The organism is Streptomyces tibetensis (assembly GCF_007655005.1).
GTDB classification, from domain to species: domain Bacteria; phylum Actinomycetota; class Actinomycetes; order Streptomycetales; family Streptomycetaceae; genus Streptomyces; species Streptomyces tibetensis.
This window is the reverse complement of sequence record NZ_SZVW01000036.1, coordinates 25,265-49,565: the sequence shown is the minus strand read 5'-3', so window position 1 is coordinate 49,565 and position 24,301 is coordinate 25,265. Positions and strand designations below refer to the sequence as shown.

Sequence of the window (24,301 nt, the reverse complement as noted above, 5' to 3'; positions counted from 1 at the left end):
GCGCGCGTCCTGCTCCGCAGGAACGACGCGCCGACGCTACGCGTCGGTAACCCCATCTCCGCTCCGCGGAGATGGCCGGCCCTCCGGTCCGGAGATCCGCTCCGCGGATCAAGGATGGGGTTCGTCGGTGCGGTGCTCCGATCGCTCCGCGATCGGAGCACCGCACCGACTCTTGTTGCAATTCACCTGCAACTTGGTTTGTCAACAGGTGAATTGAGAAGTCGGATCGCTCCGCGACAGACTCCTGCTGGCTGGGTGAGCAGGAGATCTCGGCTGGTGGCATGTGGCGGTGCGTGACTTGATGGTTGGTCAGGTTCACTGGGGGCGTCTGCGCTCGGGCTGGTATCTCTGCGTGAGTGAGTCGCGCAGAGATGGTCGACTCGGCTTGCTTCCTTCGCGTCGTAATTTTGGAAGATTCGAGATCCGGGTCTCGCCCGCTGCCGGATCTAGAGAGTCCCAAAGGTGCGGAGGCTGTCGCTGCCGCCGCGCTCATCGCGGCGCAGTGCCCAGGCGGCGAACCGACCAGTACGAGTTACGGGCCGGATAAAGCGCTGCCGAACTTCGCCGAAAGTCTTCGGCCACTCGCGGTCGGAGCGCTCGACCGGGTGCTCGGAGAGGCGTCCGAACTCGCCGAACTCTGGCATGAGACATCTCCGGGTTCCGCGTGGCGGCACAGCATCAGCCGCATTCGCGCCGTCCTAGCACCCGAATCCGATACTGAGGGGAACTCCTTGTTCGCGCACTAGCCAGCGCCACCGGTCACAGAGTTGCGGGACGACCGACCCAACGGCCGATATGCTCGAGTAATTGTCAAGACCTGTGGATGGCCGCTCGAGGGTTGTCCTGATGACGGAGGACGTGACCGCAGCGATCTGAGGGCCTGTGGCTCGATTTTGGCCGCTGCAGCGGTTGCCCCTGCGGTGATCGAAATTGACTCGTATGCGGCTCGTACTCAGCCGTAGGGTGCGGCAATGGACTGGAACACCTGGCATGGCAAGTACGACGTAGCGGACTCCTGGATGGCACGAAGGCTGCGGACCGTTCAATCGCAGATCCGGGCTGCCCTGGACGATGCACCGGCCGGGCCGCTGAAGGTGATCAGCCTGTGCGCCGGGGACGGTCGAGACCTCCTCCACGTCCTGTCCGATCATCCGCGCCGCCACGAGGTGCGAGCGCGGCTTGTCGAGTTGGACGCCCGCAACACTGCCGCGGCTTCGGAGACGGCCCGCCTGGCAGAGCTGGACCAGGTCGAGGTAGTGACGGGCGACGCTTCCCTCATCGACCACTACCGGGACATGACTCCCGCGGACCTCGTTCTGGTCTGCGGTGTCTTCGGGAACATCACCGACAGTGACATCGAGGGCACCATCGGCGCCTGCAACCAGTTGTGCAAGACCGGTGGCACCGTCATCTGGACCCGCAACCGTGCCGCCCCCGACCGAGTGCCCATGATCTGCGATTGGTTCGACGAGCAGGGTTTCGAACTGCAATGGCTGTCCGAACCGGGTGCTGGCTATGGGGTCGGTGTACACCGGTTCACCGGCACGCCTCGCCCCCTGCGCACCGGCACCCGACTGTTTGAGTTCGTGGGCTACGACGTGCTCCGTCAGCGTGAGACTGCACAATCCGGCTGACCTCTGTCATGGCAGCCCCACTCCTGTCTGAGTAATTGCCCTATCCCGACCAGCCGCCACAAGATCAGGCAGCGCCCCGCGAACGTTCGACCAGGACGCCGTTCTCGAACCGGGCGCCCGTGCGGACCAGGGGCACGAGGTGGGCTCCGGTGATCGCCCGCCAGCGGGCCTGGGCGGACTCGACGAGTTTGAACACCATCGCGAGGGCAGCGGCGGGGCTACCGGCGCCGCGGGTGACCTTGGTGCGGAGCTTGACGGTGGAAAAGGTCGACTCGATGGGGTTCGTGGTCCGCAGGTGGATCCAGTGCTCGGCCGGGAAGTCGTAGAACGCCAGCAGCTCGTCGCGGTCGTCGGAAATCTTCGCCACGGCCTTGGGGAACTTGGCGCCGTAGGTCTTCGCGAACGCCTCGATCGCCTTCTCGGCGTGGCCGCGGTCCTCGGCGTTGTAGATCTCCTGCATCGCCTTCGTGGCGCCCGGCTGTGCGGACTTCGGCAGGGCGTTCGTGACATTCCGGGCCTTGTGAACCCAGCACCGCTGGTGGCGGGCAGCCGGGAACACCTCGACCAGCGCCTTCCAGAGGCCCATCGCGCCGTCGCCGACGACCAGCTCGGGATCGCGCATGCCGCGCCTGCGGCAGTCGCGCAGCAGGGCGGCCCACGACTCGGTCGACTCACGCAGCCCCTCGGCCAGCGCGATCAACTCCTTGGTGCCGTCCAGGCGCACGCCCATCAGCACCAGGACGCAGGAGTGCGCCTGCCCGAGCCGAATCTTGGGGTGCACCCCGTCCGCCCACACGTACACGTAGTCGGACTCGGCGAGATCGCGCTGCTGGAAGGCGGCGTGGTCGTAGGTCCACTGCTTCGTCAGCCGGGTCACAGTCGCCGGCGACAGGCCGGCCGCCGAGCCGAGGAACTGCTCCAGCGCGGGCACGAAGTCCCCCGAGGACAGCCCGTGCAGGTAGAGCAGCGGCAGGACCTCGCTGACCTTGGGCGACTTGCGGCACCACGGCGGCAGGATCTTGGAGGAGAACCGCATCCGCTCGCCGGTGGCCGCGTCCACCCGCTTGTCGTTCACGCGGGGGGCTGTGACCTCGACGGAACCTGCGGCGGTGGTCACGGTGCGGGGCCGGTGGTGTCCGTTGCGGACCACCAGGCGCCGCCCCGCCTCGTCCGTCTCGGCGGCCAACTCGGCTATGTACTGGTTGACTTCGGCCTCCAGCGCGGCGGCGAGCATCCGCCGGGCGCCCTCGCGGACGATTTCGTCGATCAGGGAGCCGGACGCGGTGGAGCCGTCGGCATTCACTACGCTGAGCATCGGGCGTGCCTTCGCGACCCGCGCTGCGAACGCGGGCCTACTCGGTGACCATCACAGGATCATTCGGGAAGGTACGCCTTCCGCGTTCAACCCGAGGCCGATCCACAGGTCTTGAGCATTGCTCCCGATGCTCACCGGACGGTGGAAGGGGTGATGCGGTCAGGAAGGTTCGGCCGGGGGCGAGCAGCCCTGAGGCGGAGGGGGATCCCATAACCTGTTCCAGGTCGCGGCGTACGCGGTCAGCCTGGCCTGAAGGACCTGTTCTACGCCCTGGTGCGGATGCAGGACGCGCGGCCTAAGGTCGTCGACGGCTTGAAGCGGACCAACGACGAGTTGCAGCCTAAGATCACCCGCCTGCGTGCCGAGCGCAACCAACTGCGCACAGACGTCCAGCAGCTGGTGCGGGTCGTACACGTCCTGGAGGTCGAGAATCAGCAACTGCGCGAGGCAGCCGACAGCGATGGCATCGTTCGAGTGCTGCCCGTCCAGCACCGGCCCTCGACTCGTTGACCGTGATCACAGCAGGGGCACAGATTCCGTGCGGCCCCACCAGCAGTGCGTGGCAAGACTGCTCGCCGAACGCGCTGGAACCTACGCGTACTCCACCGACGGGTGCATGCACTGGAGGCCACCGCGCTGTCCGCCCGCTTCACCGTTTCCGACCCGGCGACCGGGCCGGCATGCGAAGTCGACATCCTCAAGGAGATCTTCTGGCGGCCGGTCGCCCAGAGCCCGTACAGACCCGTCCTCGCGGAAGCGGACGTGATCGGGACCGAGGTCCGCGCCCTGGCCGACTGCGGAGTGCCCCGCGACCTCATCGACGTGTTCGCGGCCTCCCGCCGCTGGACCGGCACAGGCCCGCCCGAACCCGAAGGCACCCGGCCGGAGAGACAGCGGCCCCGCGCCCGCCGGGCAGGCGGACGCGGGGCCGTGGACGGGTGGGGTCAGCGTGCGGTGAGTGTCCAGACGCCGGGCAGGCGGACGCGGGGCCGTGGACGGGTGGGGTCAGCGTGCGGTGAGTGTCCAGAGGTGGTCGGCGGTGCCGTTGTCGGCCCACTGCAGGACCTGGGCGCCGGGGGCGGTGCTCATGCCGTTGACGCCGAGGAGGCGTCCGCTGTTGTAGTTGGCGATCTTGTAGTAGCCGTCGCGGGCCGGGATGAGCTGCCAGAGGTGGTCGGCGGTGCCGTTGTCACCCCAGATCAGGGCGGTGTTGCCGTCCGCGGTGCCCGCGTTGGTGATGCCCAGCAGTAGCCCGCTCTTCTGGTTGGCGATCTTGTAGAGGCCCGATCCGGCGGGCACGAGGGTCCAGTTCTGGTCGGTGCCGGTGGTGGATGTGGCCTGGACGACCGAGGTGCCCGGGGCGGTGCCCGCGTTCAGGGTGTCCAGCGCGAGGCCGCTGTTCTTGTTGGTGATCTGGTAGCGGCCGGCCAGGGAGGTGTTGGTGCCGGTCGGGGTGATCACCAGGTGGTAGCCGTCGGAGGCGTTCATCGTCACCGGGACCGTGATGGAGCCGTTGGAGACCGTGTAGTCGGCGTCGGAGATGGTGATCGGGCCGGGAGAGGCGGTCGTACGGCCGGTGTCGGGGCTGTACTCCAGCTTCACGTGGACTGTGCTGCCGAAGGCCGACAGCGACGACAGGCCGTTGACCTTCACGGCGCAGGAGCCGGTGCAGCCGGCCGCGATGACGCTGATCTGGTTGCCCGCGCTGTTCAGGGACGCGAGTCCGTCGATGCCCGTCTGGGCGGGCGGCGTGGTGGTCAGCATGTTGCCGGACATGTCGCCGTACCACTTGTACGTCCAGTAGGAGCCGTTGGGCGATCCGCCGGTGTCGGTGAGGGTGTCGCCGAGGGTGCCGTAGTGGTTCCAGAACGCGAGCTCGGCGTCGCGGACTCCCGCCCGCTCGAACTTGGCGGCGTAGCCGATGAGCGCACCGGAGTTGCCCATCTCCGTGGGCTTGCCGTACTCCTCGATGGAGATCGGGCGGGGACTGATGCCGAGGCTGCTCTCCAGTGCGCGGTAGTCGGAGATGTGCGCGGCGATGTCGCTGCTGCCGTGCAGTTCGTGCCAGGCGATGACGTTGGGGACGGTGCCGCTGGCCTTGGCGTCGGTGAGGAACTGACTCATCCGGGCCTGGTCCCAGTGCTCGTAGCTCGGGCCCTGGATGGGGGTGGTGGTGTCGTGCGTGCGGATCTGGTTGAACGTGCGTGCCCAACCGTCGTTGAAGGGGCCGGCGTGGGTGGTGTCCCAGGTCCAGTCGGGTTCGTTCCAGATCTCGTACGCGCTGATGTTGGTGGCACCGGAGGCCTGCACGGAGGCGACCTGCTGGTCGACCGCCGACAGCCAGTTGCTCCAGCTGACCCACTGGTAGGGGAAGTTCGGGTACCAGTCCGGCATACGGGCGACCACCTTGGCGCCCGCGCGGGCTGCCTTCGGCGCCACGACGAGGGAGTCGCCGGCGGGGCTGGGCTCGTTGTTGGGCTTCTGGCTGCCGCCCGGGGCCATCTGTACGAAGGTGTTCGGCTTGAGGGCGCTCACCAGGCTGTCGGAGGGGGTGGCGTTGTCGGCGAGGCCGTAGAGGCTGCCGGTGCCGACGTGGGTGACGGGCCGCAGGTTCTGTGCGGCGTTGACGACCAGGGTGGTGGAGGAGGTGGGGGCGGCCTGGGCGGAGGTGCCGGACAGGACGAGGGCGGTGGTGGCCAGGGCCGTGGCGAGGGTGGCGGCGCTCGCGCGGCCGAGGGGTCCTCTGTGGCGGTGGCGGGAGCTCAGGTGTGACATCAGCGGCTCTCCTGGGCGGGAGGGGGACGTGCAGGTGGCGCGGCGCGCCGGGGGGAGGCGACGGCTCGGGGGCCGGCCGGTTACGTGGGACGTGGGCCCTCGTGACGGGTTGCAGCTCTGGACGGTGTGCGGGCGGGATGGGGGGTGGAGCGCGGTCCCAGGGGGTCGGGGGGCCTCGGGCGGAGGGCATCGTGGCATCAGTCCTTGACGGCGCCCGCGGTGACGCCCGCGGCCACGTAACGCTGTGCGAGGACGAGCAGGACGGCCGCGGGCAGGGACGCGACGACGGCGGTGGCCATGATCGCGTTCCACTCCTGGTTGTTGTTGCCGATGTAGTGGTAGATGCCGAGGGTGATCGGCCGCCAGTCACCGCCGCCGTCGAGCGTGTTGGCGAAGACGAAGTCGGACCAGGCCCACAGGAAGCTGAAGAGCGAGACCGTGACGATCGCGTTGCGGCTCACCGGCAGGACGACGGACCGGAAGGTGCGGAAGGTGCCGGCGCCGTCGATGCGGGCCGCTGCGATGAGTTCGCCGGGGATCCCGGACATGAAGGCTGTGAAGATCATGACGCCGAAGGGCACGGCGATGGTGGAGTCGGCGATGATCAGTCCCCACCAGGTGTTCTGCAGCCCCAGGTCGAGGAAGATGCCGTAGAAGCCCATCGCCATGACGATGCCGGGGATCATCTGGGCGACCAGCAGGACGAGGCCGAGGAGTCCCCCGCCGTAGGGCTTGAGCTTGGCCAGTGCGAAGCCGGCCGGGGCGGCGAGAAGGAGGGTGAGGACGACCGTGCCCAGACCGATGAGCAGGCTGGTGCCGAGGTAGGGCATCTGGTCGTTCAGCACGGCTCGGTAGCCCTCGAACGTGGGGTGCAGGGGCAGCAGGTCGGGCGGGCTCTTGCGCATGTCCTGCTGCGGGGTGAGGGACACGTTGAGCATCCAGTACACCGGGAACAGCATCACGGCGGTCAGGACGAGACCGATGACGGTGTAACGGCGGGATCCAGTACGGGACTTCACGATTCCTGCCTCCTCTGGACGCGGATGTACAGCAGTCCGAAGACGAGGGCGATGAGGATGAGGATGTTGCCGACGGCGGCGCCGGGGCCGAACTTGGGCAGTAGGGTGCCGAAGCCGAGCTGGTAGGACCAGGTCGCGAGGGTGGAGGAGGCGTCGCTGGGGCCGCCCTTGGTCATGATCCAGATCAGGTCGAACACCTTGAGGGTGTAGACGAGACCGAGCAGCAGGGTGATCGCCGACACCGGCCGCAGCAGCGGGAAGGTGATGCGGCGGAACTGCTGCCAGGCGCTCGCTCCGTCCAGGGACGCGGCCTCGTACAGCTCACCGGGGATGTTCTGCAGGCCGCTGTAGAGGATGACCAGGTTGAACGGGATGCCGATCCAGACGTTGGCGATGATGACCGAGGTCAGCGCCCAGTCCGGGGAGTCGAGCCAGTTGACCGGGGACACGCCCACCAGGTGGAGGGCGTAGTTGACGACGCCGGACTCGCTGTTGAGCATCCATGACCAGGTCGACGCCGACACGATCAGCGGCAGCAGCCAGGGGATCAGGAAGAGGGCCCGGAGCGTGCCGGCCAGCCGGAAGTGCCGGTTGAAGAAGACCGCGAGGGCGAGCCCGGCCACGTACTGGAACACGATCGACACGAAGGTGAAGATCATGGTGTGGCGCATCGCCGGGCCGAACGTGGGATCGTCGAGGACGGTCCTGAAGTTGTCCAGTCCGGAGAAGGGCGCATCCCCCGCCACGAACGACCGGACGGTGTAGTTGCGCAGGCTCAGGTCGAGGTTGCGGTAGAGGGGGTAGACGTAGAAGGCGGCGAGGTAGAGGGCCAGCGGGGCGAGGAAGGCCAGCGCGGTGAGCCGGCTCCTGCGGCGCTGTCGGCGCCGGAACGGCGAGGCGTCCGTCCGGTCAACGGTGCCGGTCGCCGCGAACTTGACCGTCGACCGCGGTGAGCGGCGGTCGAGGCGGGCGGTGGTCATGCGAACTCCTGGGTGCGGGTGGCCTGCCCGGGGCCGTGGTGGTGTCCGGGCGGTTGCGGGTGGCCGTGTGGTTTTCGGAGGAAGGGCCCCGGGGCGTGCCATGAGGGCGCCGGGTGTCAGTTGCCCTTGCCGGCGGCCGTCTGCGCGGCGTCGAGAGCGTCGTTGGGGCTCTTGCTGCCGGACAGGGCGGCCTGGACGGCGGTCCACATCGGCTGCGAGATGGTCGGGTACTTGGTGCCCAGACCGCCGCTGGTGCGCCCGCGTGCCGCGGCCACCGCCGTCACCCACGGCTTGAGCTCGGGGTTCGACTTGACCTGCTCTGCCTGCACCGCCGCGGTGGGGGCGACATACGTCAGGGTGTTGTCCGTGGTCAGCAGGTTGGCTGAGTTGGTCAGGCAGGTGACGATCTTCTTACTGACGTCGTAGCGCGAGGTGTCCTTCTGCACGGGCACGGTGACGAACTCGCCGCCGGTCGGCACGGGTGCCGAGCCGCCGTTCTGGCCGGGGATGCTGATGACGCCGTAGTCGAAGCCGGCCTTGGCCGCGTTGCCGAGCTGCCAGGTGCCGTTCTCGGCGAAGGCGTAGTCGCCGGTGGCGAACTGCTGCCAGCTGGTGGTCTGCGTGTTCTGCAGGACGTCCTTGGGCGCGTACCCGGATCCGACCCACTGCTTCCACAGGGACAGCGCGGCCACGCCCTTGTCCGAGTTCAGCTTGGTGAGGTCACCGCCGGCGCCCCAGAACCAGGGCAGGAACTGGAAGCTGCCCTCTTCCGTGTTGATCGCCGAGAAGGTGATGCCCTTCTTTCCGGCCGCCTTGACCTTCTTCAGGGCGGCCGTCAGCGAGGCCCAGTCCTTGATGGAGGCGGGGTCGACGTGCGCGGCGGTCAGGACCTTCTTGTTGTAGTAGAGGGCCAGCGTGTTGGCGCCGATCGGCACACCGTAGGAGGCGCCGTCGATCTCTCCCGCGCCGAGGATGTTCTTCTGGATCGGCTTGGTGTCCAGGCCGAGGTCGCTGGTCTTGTTGAGGATTCCCGCCTCCACCATCGTGGACACGACCGGGTTGTCGACGAGCATCACGTCGGGGGCGTTGCCCTGCTGGGCGGCGAGCAGCGCCTTGTTGCCCAGGTCCGTGGTGTCCATGCCGGTGCGCTTGACCTTGACCCCGGCGTCGCTGCCGCACTTGCTGACGAGCTTGCCCCAGGCGGAGGAGGCGTCGAACTGCGGGTAGGGGTCCCAGAAGTTGTACGTGCCGTCGGCCTTGCCCGAGCCGGACCCGGAGGCGGAGGAGTCGGAACCGCCGCCGCAGGCGGCTACGGAGGTGAGCGCGCCGATGGCGGCGATGGCGGTGATCAGGGTACGGCGGGTGTTTCTCATGGTGACCTCGTTGTCTCGGGGTGTTTCGCAGGGAGCGGGGAACGGCCGTGGGTTCAGGAGGTGGGCAGCCAGACGCGCATGCTGCCGTCCTGGCGGTTGGCCCACGCGTAGTAGGGGATCGCGGTCAGTTCGAGGGGCTCGTCGGCCGGCGGCGCGTCGGTGGTCTCCGCGCTCCGGTACGGCCACCAGCCCGCGTCGGGGATCTTCCGGCGGTACCCTGCGGCCACGACGGTGGTGACTCCGCCGAGCAGGTCCGGACGGTGCTTCACGGCGAGCGGGCGGCCGGTGTCGAGGACGATGTCGTCCAGGCCGCCGCCGGGGTGGTCGACCTGCTCCAGGCAGTACACGAGCGGCCCGCGCTCGATCGCCACACAGCCGCGTACGGCGTCCACCCGCGGATCGGCGGCCGTGAGGCGGGGTTCCAGGCCGAGTTCGAGGACGACCTCGTCGTCGGGCGCCCAGGTGCGCTCCAGCCGCAGCCAGCCGTCGTTGACCGGCGCGTCGGTCTGGTCGTACACCGTGTCCCCGCACCGGACGCGGAACTCGCCGCACCACTGCGGGATGCGCAGCGAGAGGGTCCAGGGCCGGTCCGCTGGGGTCTCCTCCACGGTCAGTTGGATCGTGCCCTGCCAGGGGTAGTCGGTTTCGCAGCGGACGGTGACGCCGTCGGCGGCGTAGCGGCCGGTGACGTACTGGTGGACCTGGAGGCCGTCCTCGTCGCTGCTGGCGAGGTAGTGCTCCAGGGAGGCCAGCAGGCGCATCACGTTGGGCGGGCAGCAGGCGCACTTGAACCAGCGGGTGCGGCGGGCCGACTGGTCGCCGCCGGGGTCGGTGTGGCCGTCGCGGACCTGGAGCGGGTTGACGTACAGCCAGCGCTCGCCGTCCAGCGACACCCCGGCCAGGAAGCCGTTGTACAGGGTGCGCTCGATGAGGTCGGAGTAGCGGGTCTCGCCGGTGAGCAGGGCCATGCGCCAGCTCCACTGGACGGAGGCGATGGCGGCGCAGGTCTCGCAGTAGGCGCGCTCGTTGGGCAGTTCGTACGGGTCGCCGAAGTCCTCCTCGTCGTGGTGGGCGCCCAGTCCGCCGGTGATGTGGGTCTTGGTGGTGGTCATCGCCGCCCATAGCCGTTCGGTGGCGGCGCGCAGTTCCGCGTCCCCGGTCTCGGTCGCCAGGTCGGTCGCGGCGGCCAGCAGGTACAGCTGGCGTACGGCGTGCCCTTCGACGTCGGTCGCCTCGCGCAGCGGGACGCGGTCCTGGCAGTACGCCTCGCCGCCGAGCGCACCGTGGCCGAAGCGGTCGACGAAGTAGCCGGCGAGGTCCAGATAGCGGCGTTCACCGGTCTCCCGGTACAGCTCCACCAGGGCGGTCTCCACCTCGGGGTGGCCGTCGACGCCGTCGAGGGGCTTTCCGCTGTCCGCGGGGCCGAAGACGCTGTCGATGTGGTCGGCGAACCTCACGGCCACGTCGAGGAGCTCGGGGCGTCCGGTGGCCCGGTGGTGGGCCACCGCGGCCTGGATCAGGTGTCCGGCGCAGTACAGCTCGTGGCCCCAGCGCAGGTCCTTGTACCGCTCACCGCCTTTGAGCAGTTGGAACCACGTGTTCAGGTATCCGTCGGGCTGCTGCGCGTTGGCGACGAGGGAGACGATCCGCTCCACGTCGGCCGCGAGCGGGCCGTCGTCCTCGGACGTTTCCTGGGCGAGCTGCCAGGCCGTGGCCTCCAGCCACTTGTAGACGTCCGAGTCCACGAACGGGTACGCGCCCTGGAACTCGCCCTCGGCGGTGCCCGCCACCACGCGCAGGTTCTGCAGGTTTCCCGCCGACTCCAGCAGGCCGGGGCCCTGGGGGATGGAGGTGCGCGCGTTGACCTCCCGCCGGGCGCCCCAGAAGCCGGCGCTCACCTCGACGGTGGCGGGGGCCAGCGCCGTCTTGGCATCCGGACCGAGGCGAACCGGGCCCATGGGGGCGCGCCGCGCTTCGGGCGAGGCCGAGGACGGGGAGGAGGGCACGGTGGAACGTGGGCGGGACATGGCTCTCCGAAGAGGTAGAGGGGAAAACGGGTAGAGTCCGGCGCACGTTGGATGTTCATGCGTCCCGGGAACGGACCGGCGGCTCACCGAATCCTCGAACCCGTTTGAGCAAACGATTTTCTGCGGGAAACGTAGGTAGCCCGGGAGCAGCCGTCAAGAGGGCAGGGGAAGTTTCTTCCGGATTGCTGTCGGGACTGGTCAGCGACCGGGAACGGTGTCAGGATGTGCACCACTGACGACATCTAGGAAAAGGATTGCGCGTGGCCGCCGTTCCAGGGTCTCCCCGAGCCGGGCGGGCGAAGCTCGCCGATGTCGCCGAGCTGGCCGGCGTCAGTGTGGGGACGGCCTCGAAAGCGCTGAGCGGCAGCGGCAGGATGCGGCCCGAGACGCGGCAGCGCGTCCTGGCCGCCGTCAAGGAGCTGGACTTCCGGCCGAACCAGAATGCGCAGAGCCTGCATACGGGCCGCAGTTGGACTGTCGGGTTGATGACGACCGACGGCATCGGCCGCTTCAGCACCCCTGTGCTGCTTGGCGCCGAAGACGCGCTCGGCGCCGGGAAGATCTCCGTGCTGCTGTGCGACACCCGTGGCGATGCCATCCGCGAGCAGCACCACCTGGGCAACCTCATGGACCGCCGGGTGGACGGCATCATCGTGACCGGCCGGCGCACCGACCCACGCCCTCCTTTGACGGGCATCGAGCAGATACCGACGGTCTACGCACTCTCGCCGTCCACCGACCCGGACGACATGTCGGTTGTGTCCGACGACCGCAGCGGAGCGCAGCTGGCAGTCGAGCATCTGCTGGCGACAGGCCGCACCCGGATCGCACATGTGACCGGCCCGGCACATCACGCGGCCGCCCGCGACCGCGCCCGGCACACCGTCGAGCTGCTCGAAAGCTCTTCGCTGGAGCTCTCCACCGGCCGGGTGCACTTCGGCGAGTGGAGCGAGGCATGGGGACGCCGCGCCGCCGAGGCGGTCCTGCGTACCGCACCGGACACGGACGCCTTCTTCTGCGGTAACGACCAGATCGCCAGGGGCGTCGCCGACAGCCTGCGCGAGAACGGCGTGGACGTCCCCGGCAAGGTGGCGGTCGTCGGCTACGACAACTGGGATGTCATGGCCCTGGCGTGCCGCCCTCCCCTCACCACGATCGACACGGATCTCGCCGAGATCGGCCGACAGGCCGCGCTGCGGCTACTGGACGCCATCGGCGGCAACCCGGAGCCAGGCGTGCGCACCGTCCCCTGCCGTCTCGTCGTCCGCGAATCGAGCTGAGCCGCCGCACGAATCGGGCCAGGCTGAGCCGCCGCGAGGGGCGTTCAGGTCCGGCCGCACACACCTGGTTGCGGCCGGTTCCGCACGAGGGCCACCCCTGCCGAGGGACGAGCCGGAAGCCGTGTCCGGCGACCGTTCGACGAGCCCTCCGCGAGACACCCCAGGTCTGCTCCCGCAAGTCCGCGGCAGGCCGGCACCTGCGTGCGGGTGCCGGCACCGTTTCGCCGAGGTTTCCGCCCTGGCGAAGCCGGTGCAGGGGACCCGGAGCGCTCCCCGTACCCCGAGGTCGTGCCAGGACGCCGCCCCCTCCCCCGGGCCGGCGTCGGATTTCCTCCTCCGTCGTCACCACAGGTCCGGCCTGCGGCCGGGCAACGCGGAAGCACACGAAGGGGCGGGCTTCATCCGACCACGGCGGGTCGGATGAAGCCCGCCCCCGGCGAGGCTCCGGGTACGGCGGTCACACCGAGGTGGTGAGCCCTGGGTCAGGGTTGCCGTAGTAGGCGTCGGGGCCGTGTTTGCGGGTGTAGTGCCGGGTCAGGAGGTGCTCAGGCGGCGGAGCCGTCGGGAAGAGGGACAGGGTGTGCAGGGCGATGTCCGCGACGGCCTCGCAGATGATCGCGTGTTCCAGGGACTTGCGGGCGCCGGTGCCCCAGGTGAAGGGACCGTGATTGGCGACCAGGGCGCCGGGGACCTCGCTCGCCCTGCGATCATCCCTCTCCAGCATCTCCACGATGACGTGGCCGGTGTGGTACTCGTAGTCCTTCGCGCACTGTTCGGCGGTCAGGTCCGGCGTGCAGGGTATGGGGCCGTTGAAGGTGTCGGCGTGGGTGGTGCCGAGGACGGGTATCTCGCGGCGGGCCTGGGCGAAGGCGACCGCGTGCGTGGAGTGGGTGTGGGTGACCCCGCCGATGGACGGGAACGCCAGATACAGGCAGCGGTGGGTCTCGGTGTCGGTGGAGGGGCGCAGGTGGCCGTCGACGATCACGCCGTCGGAGAGACGGACGGTCACCAGGTCGTCGAGGGCCAGATCCTCGTAGCGGACGCCTGAGGGCTTGATGACGAAGACCCCGGCCTCCCGGTCGACCCCGCTGACGTTTCCCCAGGTCAAGGTCGCCAGACCTACCTGCGGGATGGCGAGGTTCGCCTCCAGGACCTCCTGTCGCAGCCCGTCGCGGACGCGCACGCTCATCGGTCGTCTCCTTCGGTACGGGGGGTCACAGGGCCTGCGCCAGACGGTGGTAGGCGGCGTTCCAGCGGATTTCCTTGCCGAACTGATCGGTGCTGGTGTTCTCGTCGATGGTCAGCAGCTCGACACCGGTCATGGACGCATAGTCGGTGAGCGTCTCCAGATCGACGGCCGAACTGAGCACGGTATGGTGCGGGGCGCCGGCCAGCAGCCAGCTCTCGGCCGACTCCGCCAGTGACGGGCGCGGCTTCCAGACCGCCCGCGCGACCGGAAGGCGGTGCAGCGGCTCGCTGGGGGCGATGACGTCGACGGCGTTCGCGGTGAGCCGGAAGCGGTCGCCGAGGTCGGACAGTCCGACGACGACTGCGGGGCCGGGCGCCGCGTCGAAGACGAGGCGGACGGGGTCCTCGCGGCCGCCGATGGACAGGGGGTGTATCTCGCAGCGGGGGCGGGCGGCCGCGATGGACGGGCAGACCTCCAGCATGTGGGCGCCCAGGACGCGGGGGGTGCCGGGGCCGAGATGGTAGGTGTAGTCCTCCATGAAGGAGGTGCCGCCGGCCTGGCCGAGGCCCATGACCTTCATCGCGCGCAGCAGGGCGGAGGTCTTCCAGTCGCCTTCGCCGCCGAAGCCGTAGCCGTCGGCCATGAGGCGCTGGACGGCGATGCCGGGCAGCTGGCGCAGGCCGCCGAGGTCCTCGAAGTTGGTGGTGAAGGCGGTGAAGCCGCCCTCGGTGAGGAAGGCCCGCAGGCCCAGTTCGAGACGGGCCGCGTACAGCAGGGAGTCGTGGCGGATGCCGCCGGGGCGCAGGGCCGGGACGACGTCGTACGACTGGACGTACTCGGCGGCGAGTTCGGCGGCGGCCTTGTCCTCGACCTGGTCCACGACGGCCACCAGGTCGTTGACGGCGTAGGTGTTGACGGAGAAGCCGAACCGCAGCTGGGCCTCCACCTTGTCGCCCTCGGTGACGGCGACGTCGCGCATGTTGTCGCCGAAGCGGGCGAGGCGCAGGGTGCGGGAGGCGTGGCGGCCGACGGCGGCGCGGGCCCAGGCCGCTATGCGCCTGACGACGCGGAGGTCGGTGGCGTGGCCGGCGACGATCTTGCGGTCGACGCCGACGCGGGACTCGATGTGGCCGAACTCGCGGTCGCCGTGGGCGGCCTGGTTGAGGTTCATGAAGTCCATGTCGATGCTCGGCCAGGGCAGCGACAGGTTGTACTGGGTGTGCAGGTGCAGCAAGGGCCGGTCAAGGGCGCTGAGACCGGCGATCCACATCTTCGCGGGCGAGAAGGTGTGCATCCACGCGATCACCCCCACGCAGGTGTCGGAGGCACTCGCCTCCTGGCACATCCGGCGGATCGAGTCGGAGTCGGTGAGGACCGGCTTCCACACGATCCGGACCGGGATCTCGCCGGGACGGCCGAGAATCTCGGCGATGCTCCGCGACTGCTCGGCCACCTGATTCAGGACGTCGTCGCCGTACAGGCCCTGACTGCCGGTGAGAAACCAGACCTCCTGGTCGGCGTACGGCTGGGCTGATGCGCTCATGATGGGTTCCTTTCCGGACGTTGAGGTGTTCCGAGCCGGCGGGGCGTTGCCGGGCTGTGCGAAGGCTCAGGCGGACGCTTCGACGCGGATACGGCGCAGGCGGTGCATGACGTCGTTGGCGCCTCGGCCGAAGTAGTCGTGCAGCACCCGGTACTCCGCGTACAGGCGCTCGTAGGCCGCAGCACGCTCCGGGTCGGGCTGGTAGACACCGCGCCGGACCTTGCCCATGACGTGCGCGGCGGCGCGGATGTCGGGGTACGCCCCGGCGGCGACCGCGGCGTGCATGGCGGCGCCGAGGGCCGGGCCCTGGGCGGAGCCGATGACGCCGAGCGGGCGGCGCGTGACATCGGCGTAGATCTGCATGAGCAGGGCGTTCTTCGTCAGGCCGCCGGCGATGATCAGTTCCTTCACCGGTACGGCGGCGGCCTCGAAGGCGTCGATGATGGTGCGGGTGCCGAAGGCGGTGGCCTCCAGCAGGGCGCGGTAGACGTCCTCGGGGCGGGTGGACAGGGTCTGGCCCACGAGGACGCCGCTGAGGTCGTGGTCGACCAGGATCGACCGGTTGCCGCTGTGCCAGTCCAGGGCGATCAGGCCGTGTTCGCCGACGCTCTGCCCGGCCGCGAGCTCCGTCAGGTACTCGTGCGGGCTCTGGCCCGCGGCCGCGGCACGCTCGGCGTACTCGGCGGGCAGGCTGGTGCGGATGAACCAGGCGAAGATGTCGCCGACGCCGCTCTGGCCGGCCTCGTAGCCCCACATTCCGGGCAGGATGCCGCCATCGACGACACCGCACATGCCGGGGACCGTGCCTTGCTGGTCCGAGCTCATCACATGGCAGGTGGAGGTGCCCATGATGGCGACCATCTGGCCGGGCTCCACGGCGACCGCCGCCGGGGCCGTCACATGCGCGTCGACGTTACCGACGCAGACCGCGATGCCCTCCGGCAGGCCCGTCCAGGCGGCGGCCTCGGCGGTCAACCGCCCGGCCGCCTCGCCGAGTTGGCCGATCGGCTGGTCCAGCTTGTCGGTGACGAAGGCAGCGAAGTCCGGGTGGAGGGCGGCCAGGTAGTCGGGTGACGGGTAACTCCCGTCCTGGTACTGGCCCTTGTAGCCGGCCGTGCAGGCGTTGCGGACATACGCGCCGCACAGTCGCCAGACGATCCAGTCCGCCGCCTCCAGCCAGCGCTCGGTGCGCTGGTAGATCTCCGGGTCCTCTTCCAGGACCTGCAGCGCCTTGGCGAACTCCCACTCCGAGGAGATCTTGCCGCCGTACCGCTCCAGCCACGGTTCTTTCCGCTCGGCGGCCAGCGCGTTGATCCGGTCGGCCTGGCCCTGGGCTGCGTGGTGGCGCCACAGCTTGACGTAGGCGTGCGGGCGGGCGGTGTACTCGGGCAGCTCACACAGCGGTGTGCCGTCGGCGAGCACCGGCAGGACCGTGCAGGCGGTGAAGTCGGTGCCGATGCCGATCACCTGCTCCGGCCGCACTCCGGCACGGGCGAGAGCCTCGGGTACGGCGGTGCGCAGGACGTCGGTGTAGTCCGAGGGCACCTGCAGGGCCCAGTCGGGGGGCAGCGGCGTACCGTCGGGCAACTCCCGGTCGAGAACGGCGTGCTGGTACGGGTGCTCCGCAACGCCCAACTCCGCACCGTCCCGGACGCGGACCACCACAGCCCGCCCTGACAGGGTGCCGAAATCCACCCCGACGACACAGAGGTCGAGGCTCGTCGATTCAACATGCTCTGCGTGCACAGGTCGTCCTTAGTGCGTTGGATGATCTGGGGCGGCGAGCAAACTATTGTTCGAGATTGCGATCACTGTTCGGAATATCGAACAGCGGACGCCGTCTGCACACATCCCCATCAGGGCCGCACGGTCCACGCCCTACGACACCGATGAGAAAATGATTGCTCACTTCGCTGCGCCATCTTGACCCGTCAAGGCCCGCACGTAAACCCCTGATGGCACCCCTGTGTGAGCGACCAGCCCGACACGGCTTCCCTGGCCGAAGGAATCGCCCACACGCTGGGCTAATCTCCAACGAGTGACGCCTGTCACACCAACTCTGCCGGTCAGTGGACCCAGGCGGCCAGGCGGTGCACGCCGACCCCGGTTGACGGCGTGATCACGCGACTTCACTGTCGAGAGAGAAATCGTTTTCTCGTGAGTATCGTGCTCGAGTGGAGAGGGAGACAAGAAGGGACATCGCCGACAGCGAGCGTGTCGAGCAGCAGCGCAGCAGAGACACCCGAGCCCCCCTGCGGAGCCCGCGGAGACGTCGACCTATCCGGACGCTCCCCGAGGGCCGGTTCAACGAGAAGGCAGACACGGCGGGGTGGCAGTACGACAGTCTCTACGGGTCCGCATCCGAGTATGTCCAAGACATGTGCGACTCAATGACCGCCCAGCAGGGGTTCGGCAACGACCCAGCCGAGTGGCTGGCAGTGAACCAGGACCCGAGTGAGGACGAGAAGGAGATCCCACGCGCAGGGATGCCTTCGTTGTGTCCGAAGTGGGCGGAGGCGGCGCTGGTCGCGATCGAGGGCAATTACACGCGAACTCATTCGGACGGCACCTACAGCATGGTGGCGTACCCGAAGAAGAAGGATCTGTCGGAGGAGGTCGGGGAGATCGCGCCGGGCAACCTACCGCACGTCTGGGGACCTGTCGGACTGCTACTGGGAACGAACAACGAAGGACGGGGGCATCATCGACAACCAGTTTGCAACGTCCGCGCGGACGAGGAAGCCGGTGAAGTAAGGAATGCAACACATCTGGAGTTGACACAGAATAGGCGGTGCAGATGCCGGAGGGTGTCATGCCGCTGGCTTGACGGGAGTGAGGTCACCGTGCGGCCCGTCGGCGCACAGCGGTTCCGGATGGTGCTGCAGCGCTGTCTCACCGGCACCGAACCGGTTCCCGTGCCGCTGGGACTGCCCGGATGCCCCGACCCTGGCTGAGCTGTGCGGCAGACTCCACCTCGTCCGGCCGAGGCGCTGCGCCCTGGTGCAACCGTGCTGGGCCGCGGGGCCCGGTCTAGAGCGGGTCGTGCGCAACGGTCCGGCGCCCGCTACCTGTGCAACGGCTCGACGGGGAGGGGGAGTTGCCGGGCCGGCGAGGTCGGCGGCCGGTGCGGTGCACCAGCGGCACCGGCCAGGACGCGGTGCGCGTCGGCCTGCTGTACCAGGCTCTGGCTGCCCGCATCGTCATCGAGGATGCGGGCAGCGGTGCGTCATGCAGCGGGTTCGGTGCGGCCTCAGCCGTCCTCGGTCCAGTCGACAGGCGCGGGCGCGGGCGCCGTTTCGAGGCCGTGCTCGGCGAGCACCTGGGACAGCAACTGCTGCTGCCTGAAGGGGAGTTGTCCGGCGTTGAGCTTGGTGCGGACCTTGGCGAGCCAGGGGCCGATCATGACACGGTCGCCGTCCACCTCGATCCACTCTCGGGCGCCAGGGGTGCGTCCCCACCGTGCCACGAAGAGCCCGAGGATCTCGGTGGTCTGCGCGAACGTGCGCCGCCGCGATGTGCTCGGACTGTTCGCGGCGTGCTCTTGGTCCAGGAGGGCGCGGTCGGGGGTGATTCCCATGCGGGCGAGCAGATCGCGCTGGCCGGGGCCGAGGTCGGGCCAGCTGGTGAACTGGCGGTGCAGCCAGCTGCCCGCCTTCACTCCATGGATGACCGTGTCGCGGCGCAGCGTGCTGGGGTGGTTGCCGGCTTCCAGGTGGCGGCGCAGCAGATGGTACTTGCGATGCCAGTCGGGGCCGTAGGGGAGTTTCCAGTCTGGGTCGAGGGTTGTGAGCTGGTTGTCGCGGTCGGGGGTGAGGCGGTCCTTTCGGGCCAGGGCGCGCTGGTCGGCGAGGAACTGGCCGCCGGGTAGTTGGGTGGGGATGGCAAGGTGGCCGTGTTCGGCGTGGAAGGCCTCGACGGTGGCCAGGTGGCCTTGCCAGGTGGCCTCGTGGTCGTCCCAGATCATGCCGAGATCCTCGAGCTGGGCGATCCATGCCGGATCGAGGGTGCCTGCCTGGTAGGCGGTGCGCTGGCCGGTGATGAATTGCCCGAGCCGGTAGCCGTAAGCGTCCTCGTAGTCGGTGCTTACGCGCAGGTGGCTGTGTTCGCTTTGGTATCGGATGGCGGCGGCTAGGCCGGCGCGGCGGGGGGCGGACAGGACGGCGCCGTGGGAGGGCCAGACGAGCAGGTCCAGGGCGCGGGCGATCGCGGTGGGGTCGAGGGTGTGGTCGAAGCGGAAGCGGCGGGTGATGTAGGTGTGGGAGTCGCGGGCGGGATGGGTGTTCTTGGCCCGGGGGGCGCGGGCGGCGATCGTCTGGTCGTGGTGGCGCAGGGCTGCGGTGACGAGCCAGAGGGCTTCGTAGGGGGTGCCGAGGAGGTCGGTGGGGTCGGCGCCGTGGGGCACGTAGGCGGGGATGACGAGGCTGGCGGTCTTCGTGGCCTGGGTGGGGGGTTTGCGTAGCGCGCGCCCCAGGGCCTGGACGATGCGGCGGACGCTGGCGGTGCGGTCGGCGAAGACGACGGCGTCGACGGCCGGCAGGTCGACCCCTTCGCCGAGGACCTTGGCGTTGGCCAGCACGGCCCGGTCGGCGTCGGTGAAGCGGGCGATGGTGTCGGCGCGTCGGCGGGGGCTGTGGGTGCCGTCGATGGACTGCACGACGACGTCGTCTGCCCAGTGGGGGCGCAGTTGGTCGGGGAGGGTGCGCAGGGTGTGGGTGAACTGGCGAGCGAAGTCGGCGGCGTCGGCGATCTGCTGGAAGTAGACGAATACGTGCCGCAGGTCCTGCTCGCGCATGGCTTTGAGGATGGCCAGGTGCAGGGCGGTGGTGCGGCGCGCGGTGGGTCCGGTTTCCGGATCGGTGAGCGCGGTGTGTAGTTCGGTGTCGGTGATGGTGGGGACGACGAGCTGGTAGTCGGCCAGGACGCCGTCATCGATGGCGTCGGCGTGGGAGTAGGTGTGCAGGCGGGGGCCGAAGATCTGCGGCTGGTCCATGGTGGCCAGGAGGGCCGGGTCGTCCCAGGCCGGTGCTGTGGCGGCGGTGCGTTTGGGCTGCGCCTTGGTGGTGGGGGGCTCGGTCAGGCGTGGGGCGTCCCACACATAGGGGGTGGCGGTGAGGTAGAGGCGGCGTTCGGCGGGGATGCGTTCGTTGTCGTGCAGTGTGGTCCAGTTCTTCTTCCAGGTGCCGGCCGTGGCGTGTGCTTCGTCCACGATGAGCAGGCCGAAGACGGGGGCGGGGAAGATGGCGGAGTGTTGGGCTTCTTCGATCTTGGACAGCGAGTCGTAGGTGAAGAGGACCGTTGCTTTGGGGTGGCGGGCGAGCCAGTAGGCCAGGTACTCCCCCGCGTTGGCCGAGTGGACCTTGGCCTCGGCGAGGAGCGGGTGTGATTCGGCGCGCAGCGAGGAGACTGTGATCATCGGCTCCTGGCGGCCGTCCGCGCGGGCCGCTGCCGCCCACTGTGCGACGAGGTCCAGGCTGGGCACTGCCACTGCCAGGTGTCGCACGCCAAGTTCTTCGGCGACGCGTAGTGCGAAGAGGGTCTTGCCGGTGCCGCAGGCCGAGACGGCGTGTCCGCGGGTGCGTGGGTGGCGCAGGTGGCGGATTGTGTTGGCGAGGCCCTCCTGTTGGTCGGTGCGCAGGACCGGACGCCCGGTGTGTTCTGTTGCGGTGGGAGTGGCGGTCATCGCGCGGTTCCTCGGCATATGTGAGGGGCTGACTCGTGTTCATTCTCGCGTACGGAGAGGGTGTGGCGCAGTGTCTGTTGTTGGCGTGGGGGGGTGCGCTGCGGGCCACGCGGGCCCTGTGATCTGGGTTGTTGGTTGTGGGTCGTGAGTGATGGTGGCGGCTACGTTGCGCTGAGGAGAGCCCACCGGCGCAGCTGGTCCCGGTCGACCCAGTGCGCCTGGTGGCGTTCGCCCCGTGTTTTGGCGTTCCGGGTGGAGGAGCCGTTGGTGGCCACGACTGTGGTGTCGGCTCCGTGCGCGGGGCATGCGGTGCTTTTGGCCTGGCGCATCTCTGGTGGGCCGATTTCGGCGGCGGCGGTGGTGTGCTTGGTCTGCAGGACGATTCTGCCGCGTTGGCGGTTCTCGCCGGTGACGTCTGCGGCCTGGTCTCTTTGTCGGCCGATCTGTTTGTGCGTTCCAGCCGTCTCGGAGGAGCGGGGCGAGCGTGATCCGCAGCTGGGCCGGCGTGTGGGCCCGCATCTTCTGGGCCCGTACCTCACGTATGAACTTCCAGGCTGCGTACCCGACGTCGGCGGCTCCGGCTGGAAGTCGGCGTACCACCGATCGCAGCCGTGCGGGCCGCGATGGCAGTGAAGAGGCCCGGATCGTGTAGGTCCGGGCCTCTTCGGTAGTAGCGGGGACAGGATTTGAACCTGCGACCTCTGGGTTATGAGCCCAGCGAGCTACCGAGCTGCTCCACCCCGCGTCGGTATCCCCCACCGTACGCCATCCCGGCAGGTGCCGAAGACCACTTTTCGGCGCGGGCTCTATGCGGCGAAGCCGACGTTGGTGACGTACTCGTACTGGCCCCACTGCGAGCCGAGGTCGACGATGGTGTCCTGCCACGCGGCGTCGAGGCTCTGGTGGTCGCCGGCCGCCCAGGAGCCGACGATGCGGTCCCAGCGGCGCACGTTCATCGTCCGGTACTCCACCACGCGCTGCAGCGGCTGCGGCACTTGGGACTGGTTGAGCGGGTGGATCTCCACTCGCGTGCCGCGTCCGTCGCGGTTGAGTCGCCTGAGGAGGTGGCGGGCGACGTTGTGGCGGCGCACCGTCCGGTATGCCTGGTCGATGCGTTCGAGGTTGGTTTTGGAGGGGCGGCGTTTGCCGTCCAGCCAGGCTTTCAGCGTCCGGTGGGTCACTGTGAGTCCGGCGTCTTGCGCGGCCTTCAGGGTCTGGGGTGACTTGGTCAGGTAGTGCAGGCGCGCCATCCAGCCGCGTTTGGCGGTCACGGGAGTGGCGATGCCGCCTGCGAGTTCGTCGAGCTTGCGCGCGACGGCGTCGCTGCCTTTGATGCCCCGGGCGCCGAATTTCCCGAAGTCGATGTTTTTCTCCGGCACTACTCCCCCTCGCCTGTGTGTTCTGCGGCGGTGTTTGTGGCGGTGTATGTGTCCTTGACTTTGACCTCGGTGACGGCTCGGCCTTCGGTGAAGACGCGGCGCCAGTCGCCGATGATGTGGAGTTCGTCGGTGCCCATGGCCCGGACGACGGTCAAGCCCTCGTGGTGGGCCTTGAGTGCTTTGAGCCAGAGGTTGGCGAAGGCCTGGCTGCGGATGAGGTGCATCCAGTCCGGACGGTAGAGCTCCCGGTTGTAGTTCGACTGTCCCATCGTGGAGACGAACTTCGAGTACATCGCCTTCACGTACTCCAGGGTCACCGTGTCGTCCTGTTCGATGGCCGTGTCGCGGGCGTCTTTCAGGGCGATGCGGAACTTTTCCAGCAGGTTTTCGGTGGCGCCGGAGGTGTATGACTCGTGGATCTGAGGAGGCGTGCACAGTTGGTGCTTGGGGCCGGACAGGCGCAGCAGGAGGCGGAGTGTCGGCTCGGTGACCCATAGGGGGCCGGGGTCGTCCCTCTGGCCGATCGGGTTGGGCAGCACCGCTTGGTGTTCCCACTCGGGTGGGGTGATCAGGTGGACTCCGGAGCGGCGGCGGTCGTGGGCCGGGCCGGTGGAGTGCTCGAGCTGGCCTAGGGGGAGGTGTGTTTTGAGGGCTGAGAGGTAGGCGCCGTTGATGTCGAGGGCGGTCACCTGGTGGCGGCCGGGCGGGAGTTGGTGTCGGGTCCACTTGGGGCGGGCTTCCCAGATCTGGTCGGCGCCGCGCGCGGTCTGCTTCTTGAGGATGTCGGGGATCCAGGGGTGTGCGATCACGTCGTAGCGGGCGCCCTTGCGGGTCTCGTCCAGCAGTCGCATCGCGTCCGGGATGGCCCGCTTCAGCAGCGCCGCTGTGGCTGCATCGGCGTCGCCCCGGTGCTCGGTGAGTGCGCTTTGTACGGTCTCGCGGATCAGGTCGAGCGGGCCGGAGGGTTCCTGGAAGGCGTGGCGGGCCGGGCTCTTGGATCGCTTTGTGGCATGTGCCGGAGGTGGGGTGCGCAGCGGTGCTTTCGGGGTGTGCGCGGTGGGCTGTCCGGCTGGCGGGGCAGCCGGGGCCCCGGTGGCGGTGGGCTGGCAGTCGGCCGGGGTCAGGTGCTGGGCGAACCCCGCCACGCGTTGTCCGGCGGGACGGCCGCACAGCACACAGGGCTCGGGGGCGACGAGCAGCTCCACGTCGTCCCCGTCCTCGTCCTGGCGGAGGTCGAGCGAAGACAAAGGGGTGACAGTCGCGGCCGTGCCTGACGTGACGGGCTGCTCCGCAGCCGGCGCCGTCTCGGTCTCGGTCTCGGTCTCGGTCTCGGTGGTGAGTTTGGTGTTCAGTCCGTCCAGCAGGTAGGCGTATTTGGTGCGGATTTCGCCGGCTGGGTCCCGGCCGGTTTCCCATCCGCTGAGGGTGGACGGGCTGACGCCGAGCGCGCGTGCCACTTGCGCCTTCGACAGCCGGGCCTGCTCTCGCAGCTCGCGGCGCACGTGGCAGGGCGGGAGTTGGGCCTGCGGGCCTACGGCGTCGAGCAGTGAGTCGATCGCGTCGAAGTCGCTCACCGGCCCGTCCTTTTCGCTTCGGTCCGGACGGAGCGGCGCCTGTCGGCGGGCAGGGCCTCGCATGCTCTGGTGGGGCCCGCCAGTAGGTCCAGCGCGCCGATGCCGTAGTGCTCGGCCAGGACGTCGACGTCGCGCAGGCTCCAGGAGATGGTGCCCGACTGCCTGCGTGACACCTGTGTCTGTGTCAGTCCCAGCACCTCGGCGACCGATCGCTGCGATTCGCCGGTTACCTGCATCAACGCGGCCACCGTCAGCCGCAGCGATTCCTCCAAGTGCAACCCCATGCCGCCATCTTACCTGAATCATGCAGCTTCCGCATTCAAGTCAGCTTTATACCATCGATGATGCAGGAAGGCTTTCGGTGTCCGGAGGGAGCTGACACATGGTCAGTTACCGGATGAGGACGGAGAGCCGATGTGCGCCGGGTGCGTGCCACGCCCCAGCCGTGCGCCATGTGCTCACGCGTCATGCGAATCCACGCCCGCACGCCGGCGAGCAGGACCCGCTGTCCGACGAGGGTGGCGAAGAAGGGA

Annotated in this window: 19 protein-coding genes, 1 tRNA gene and 1 pseudogene; 6 read left to right on the top strand and 15 right to left on the bottom strand. The window is 69.0% G+C overall.

What is annotated here, in order from left to right; translation table 11 throughout:
• Positions 1 to 371 precede the first annotated feature (371 nt).
• Both FDO69_RS39870 and FDO69_RS39865 read left to right on the top strand, forming a co-directional pair.
• Positions 372 to 746: a DUF4259 domain-containing protein gene (locus tag FDO69_RS39870; protein WP_104788894.1), complete on the top strand. Its 375-nt coding sequence runs from the start codon at positions 372 to 374 to the stop codon at positions 744 to 746.
• A gap of 225 nt (positions 747 to 971) precedes the next feature.
• The gene (locus FDO69_RS39865; RefSeq protein WP_104788892.1) at positions 972 to 1,634 is read left to right on the top strand and encodes a class I SAM-dependent methyltransferase; all 663 of its coding nucleotides are present in this window, start codon (positions 972 to 974) and stop codon (positions 1,632 to 1,634) included.
• 64 nt (positions 1,635 to 1,698) lie between these two features.
• On the opposite strand, the gene FDO69_RS39860 is transcribed toward FDO69_RS39865, so the two are convergent.
• A complete protein-coding gene (locus FDO69_RS39860) occupies positions 1,699 to 2,949 on the bottom strand; it encodes an IS256 family transposase (RefSeq protein ID WP_104788890.1) in 1,251 nt (416 codons plus the stop codon).
• A gap of 279 nt (positions 2,950 to 3,228) precedes the next feature.
• On the opposite strand from FDO69_RS39860, the gene FDO69_RS39855 reads away from it, so the two are divergent.
• On the top strand, positions 3,229 to 3,459 hold the full coding sequence (locus FDO69_RS39855) for a hypothetical protein (protein WP_138430292.1): 231 nt from the start codon (positions 3,229 to 3,231) through the stop codon (positions 3,457 to 3,459).
• 99 nt (positions 3,460 to 3,558) lie between these two features.
• Positions 3,559 to 3,798: pseudogene (locus FDO69_RS42585) on the top strand (hypothetical protein); the annotation flags it as partial.
• A gap of 156 nt (positions 3,799 to 3,954) precedes the next feature.
• Here FDO69_RS42585 and FDO69_RS39845 read toward each other — a convergent pair.
• The 5 genes from FDO69_RS39845 to FDO69_RS39825 form a co-directional block, all read right to left on the bottom strand.
• On the bottom strand, positions 3,955 to 5,724 hold the full coding sequence (locus tag FDO69_RS39845; protein ID WP_104788885.1) for an RICIN domain-containing protein: 1,770 nt from the start codon (positions 5,722 to 5,724) through the stop codon (positions 3,955 to 3,957).
• A 197-nt stretch (positions 5,725 to 5,921) separates the two neighbouring features.
• A complete protein-coding gene (locus FDO69_RS39840) occupies positions 5,922 to 6,743 on the bottom strand; it encodes a carbohydrate ABC transporter permease (RefSeq protein ID WP_104788882.1) in 822 nt (273 codons plus the stop codon).
• A complete protein-coding gene (locus FDO69_RS39835; protein ID WP_104788879.1) occupies positions 6,740 to 7,723 on the bottom strand; it encodes a carbohydrate ABC transporter permease in 984 nt (327 codons plus the stop codon). The genes FDO69_RS39840 and FDO69_RS39835 overlap by 4 nt, the downstream gene beginning before the upstream one ends.
• Before the next feature lie 116 nt (positions 7,724 to 7,839).
• A complete protein-coding gene (locus FDO69_RS39830) occupies positions 7,840 to 9,096 on the bottom strand; it encodes a sugar ABC transporter substrate-binding protein (RefSeq protein WP_104788876.1) in 1,257 nt (418 codons plus the stop codon).
• Positions 9,097 to 9,149: 53 nt separating this feature from the next.
• On the bottom strand, positions 9,150 to 11,123 hold the full coding sequence (locus FDO69_RS39825; protein WP_104788873.1) for a glycoside hydrolase family 127 protein: 1,974 nt from the start codon (positions 11,121 to 11,123) through the stop codon (positions 9,150 to 9,152).
• A 260-nt stretch (positions 11,124 to 11,383) separates the two neighbouring features.
• On the opposite strand from FDO69_RS39825, the gene FDO69_RS39820 reads away from it, so the two are divergent.
• Positions 11,384 to 12,403: a LacI family DNA-binding transcriptional regulator gene (locus tag FDO69_RS39820; RefSeq protein ID WP_104788871.1), complete on the top strand. Its 1,020-nt coding sequence runs from the start codon at positions 11,384 to 11,386 to the stop codon at positions 12,401 to 12,403.
• A 457-nt stretch (positions 12,404 to 12,860) separates the two neighbouring features.
• Here FDO69_RS39820 and araD read toward each other — a convergent pair whose 3' ends face one another.
• The 3 genes from araD to araB form a co-directional block, all read right to left on the bottom strand.
• Positions 12,861 to 13,592 carry an L-ribulose-5-phosphate 4-epimerase AraD gene (gene araD, locus FDO69_RS39815; protein ID WP_104788868.1) on the bottom strand — a complete coding sequence of 244 codons (732 nt, stop codon included), beginning with the start codon at positions 13,590 to 13,592 and terminating at the stop codon, positions 12,861 to 12,863.
• A gap of 25 nt (positions 13,593 to 13,617) precedes the next feature.
• On the bottom strand, positions 13,618 to 15,135 hold the full coding sequence (araA, locus tag FDO69_RS39810; protein ID WP_104788865.1) for an L-arabinose isomerase: 1,518 nt from the start codon (positions 15,133 to 15,135) through the stop codon (positions 13,618 to 13,620).
• A 66-nt stretch (positions 15,136 to 15,201) separates the two neighbouring features.
• The gene (araB, locus tag FDO69_RS39805; RefSeq protein ID WP_104788863.1) at positions 15,202 to 16,881 is read right to left on the bottom strand and encodes a ribulokinase; all 1,680 of its coding nucleotides are present in this window, start codon (positions 16,879 to 16,881) and stop codon (positions 15,202 to 15,204) included.
• A gap of 428 nt (positions 16,882 to 17,309) precedes the next feature.
• Between araB and FDO69_RS39800 the strand changes: the two genes are divergently transcribed.
• A complete protein-coding gene (locus FDO69_RS39800) occupies positions 17,310 to 18,089 on the top strand; it encodes a hypothetical protein (protein ID WP_138430290.1) in 780 nt (259 codons plus the stop codon).
• Positions 18,090 to 18,385: 296 nt separating this feature from the next.
• Here the strand turns inward: FDO69_RS39800 and FDO69_RS39795 are convergent, their stop codons facing one another.
• The 6 genes from FDO69_RS39795 to FDO69_RS39770 form a co-directional block, all read right to left on the bottom strand.
• The gene (locus FDO69_RS39795) at positions 18,386 to 20,815 is read right to left on the bottom strand and encodes a DEAD/DEAH box helicase (RefSeq protein WP_104788860.1); all 2,430 of its coding nucleotides are present in this window, start codon (positions 20,813 to 20,815) and stop codon (positions 18,386 to 18,388) included.
• Between the two features lie 161 nt (positions 20,816 to 20,976).
• Positions 20,977 to 21,354 (bottom strand): restriction endonuclease, encoded by a 378-nt coding sequence (locus tag FDO69_RS43200; protein WP_159030697.1) that lies wholly within the window; start codon positions 21,352 to 21,354, stop codon positions 20,977 to 20,979.
• Positions 21,355 to 21,486: 132 nt separating this feature from the next.
• Positions 21,487 to 21,560: transfer RNA gene (locus FDO69_RS39785), tRNA-Met, on the bottom strand.
• Between the two features lie 61 nt (positions 21,561 to 21,621).
• Positions 21,622 to 22,194: a transcriptional regulator gene (locus FDO69_RS39780; RefSeq protein ID WP_104788855.1), complete on the bottom strand. Its 573-nt coding sequence runs from the start codon at positions 22,192 to 22,194 to the stop codon at positions 21,622 to 21,624.
• Positions 22,194 to 23,768, bottom strand: a complete 1,575-nt coding sequence (locus FDO69_RS39775; RefSeq protein ID WP_104788853.1) for a helix-turn-helix domain-containing protein — start codon at positions 23,766 to 23,768, stop codon at positions 22,194 to 22,196. The genes FDO69_RS39780 and FDO69_RS39775 overlap by 1 nt, the downstream gene beginning before the upstream one ends.
• Positions 23,765 to 24,052 (bottom strand): helix-turn-helix domain-containing protein, encoded by a 288-nt coding sequence (locus FDO69_RS39770; protein WP_104788850.1) that lies wholly within the window; start codon positions 24,050 to 24,052, stop codon positions 23,765 to 23,767. The genes FDO69_RS39775 and FDO69_RS39770 overlap by 4 nt, the downstream gene beginning before the upstream one ends.
• Positions 24,053 to 24,301 lie beyond the last annotated feature (249 nt).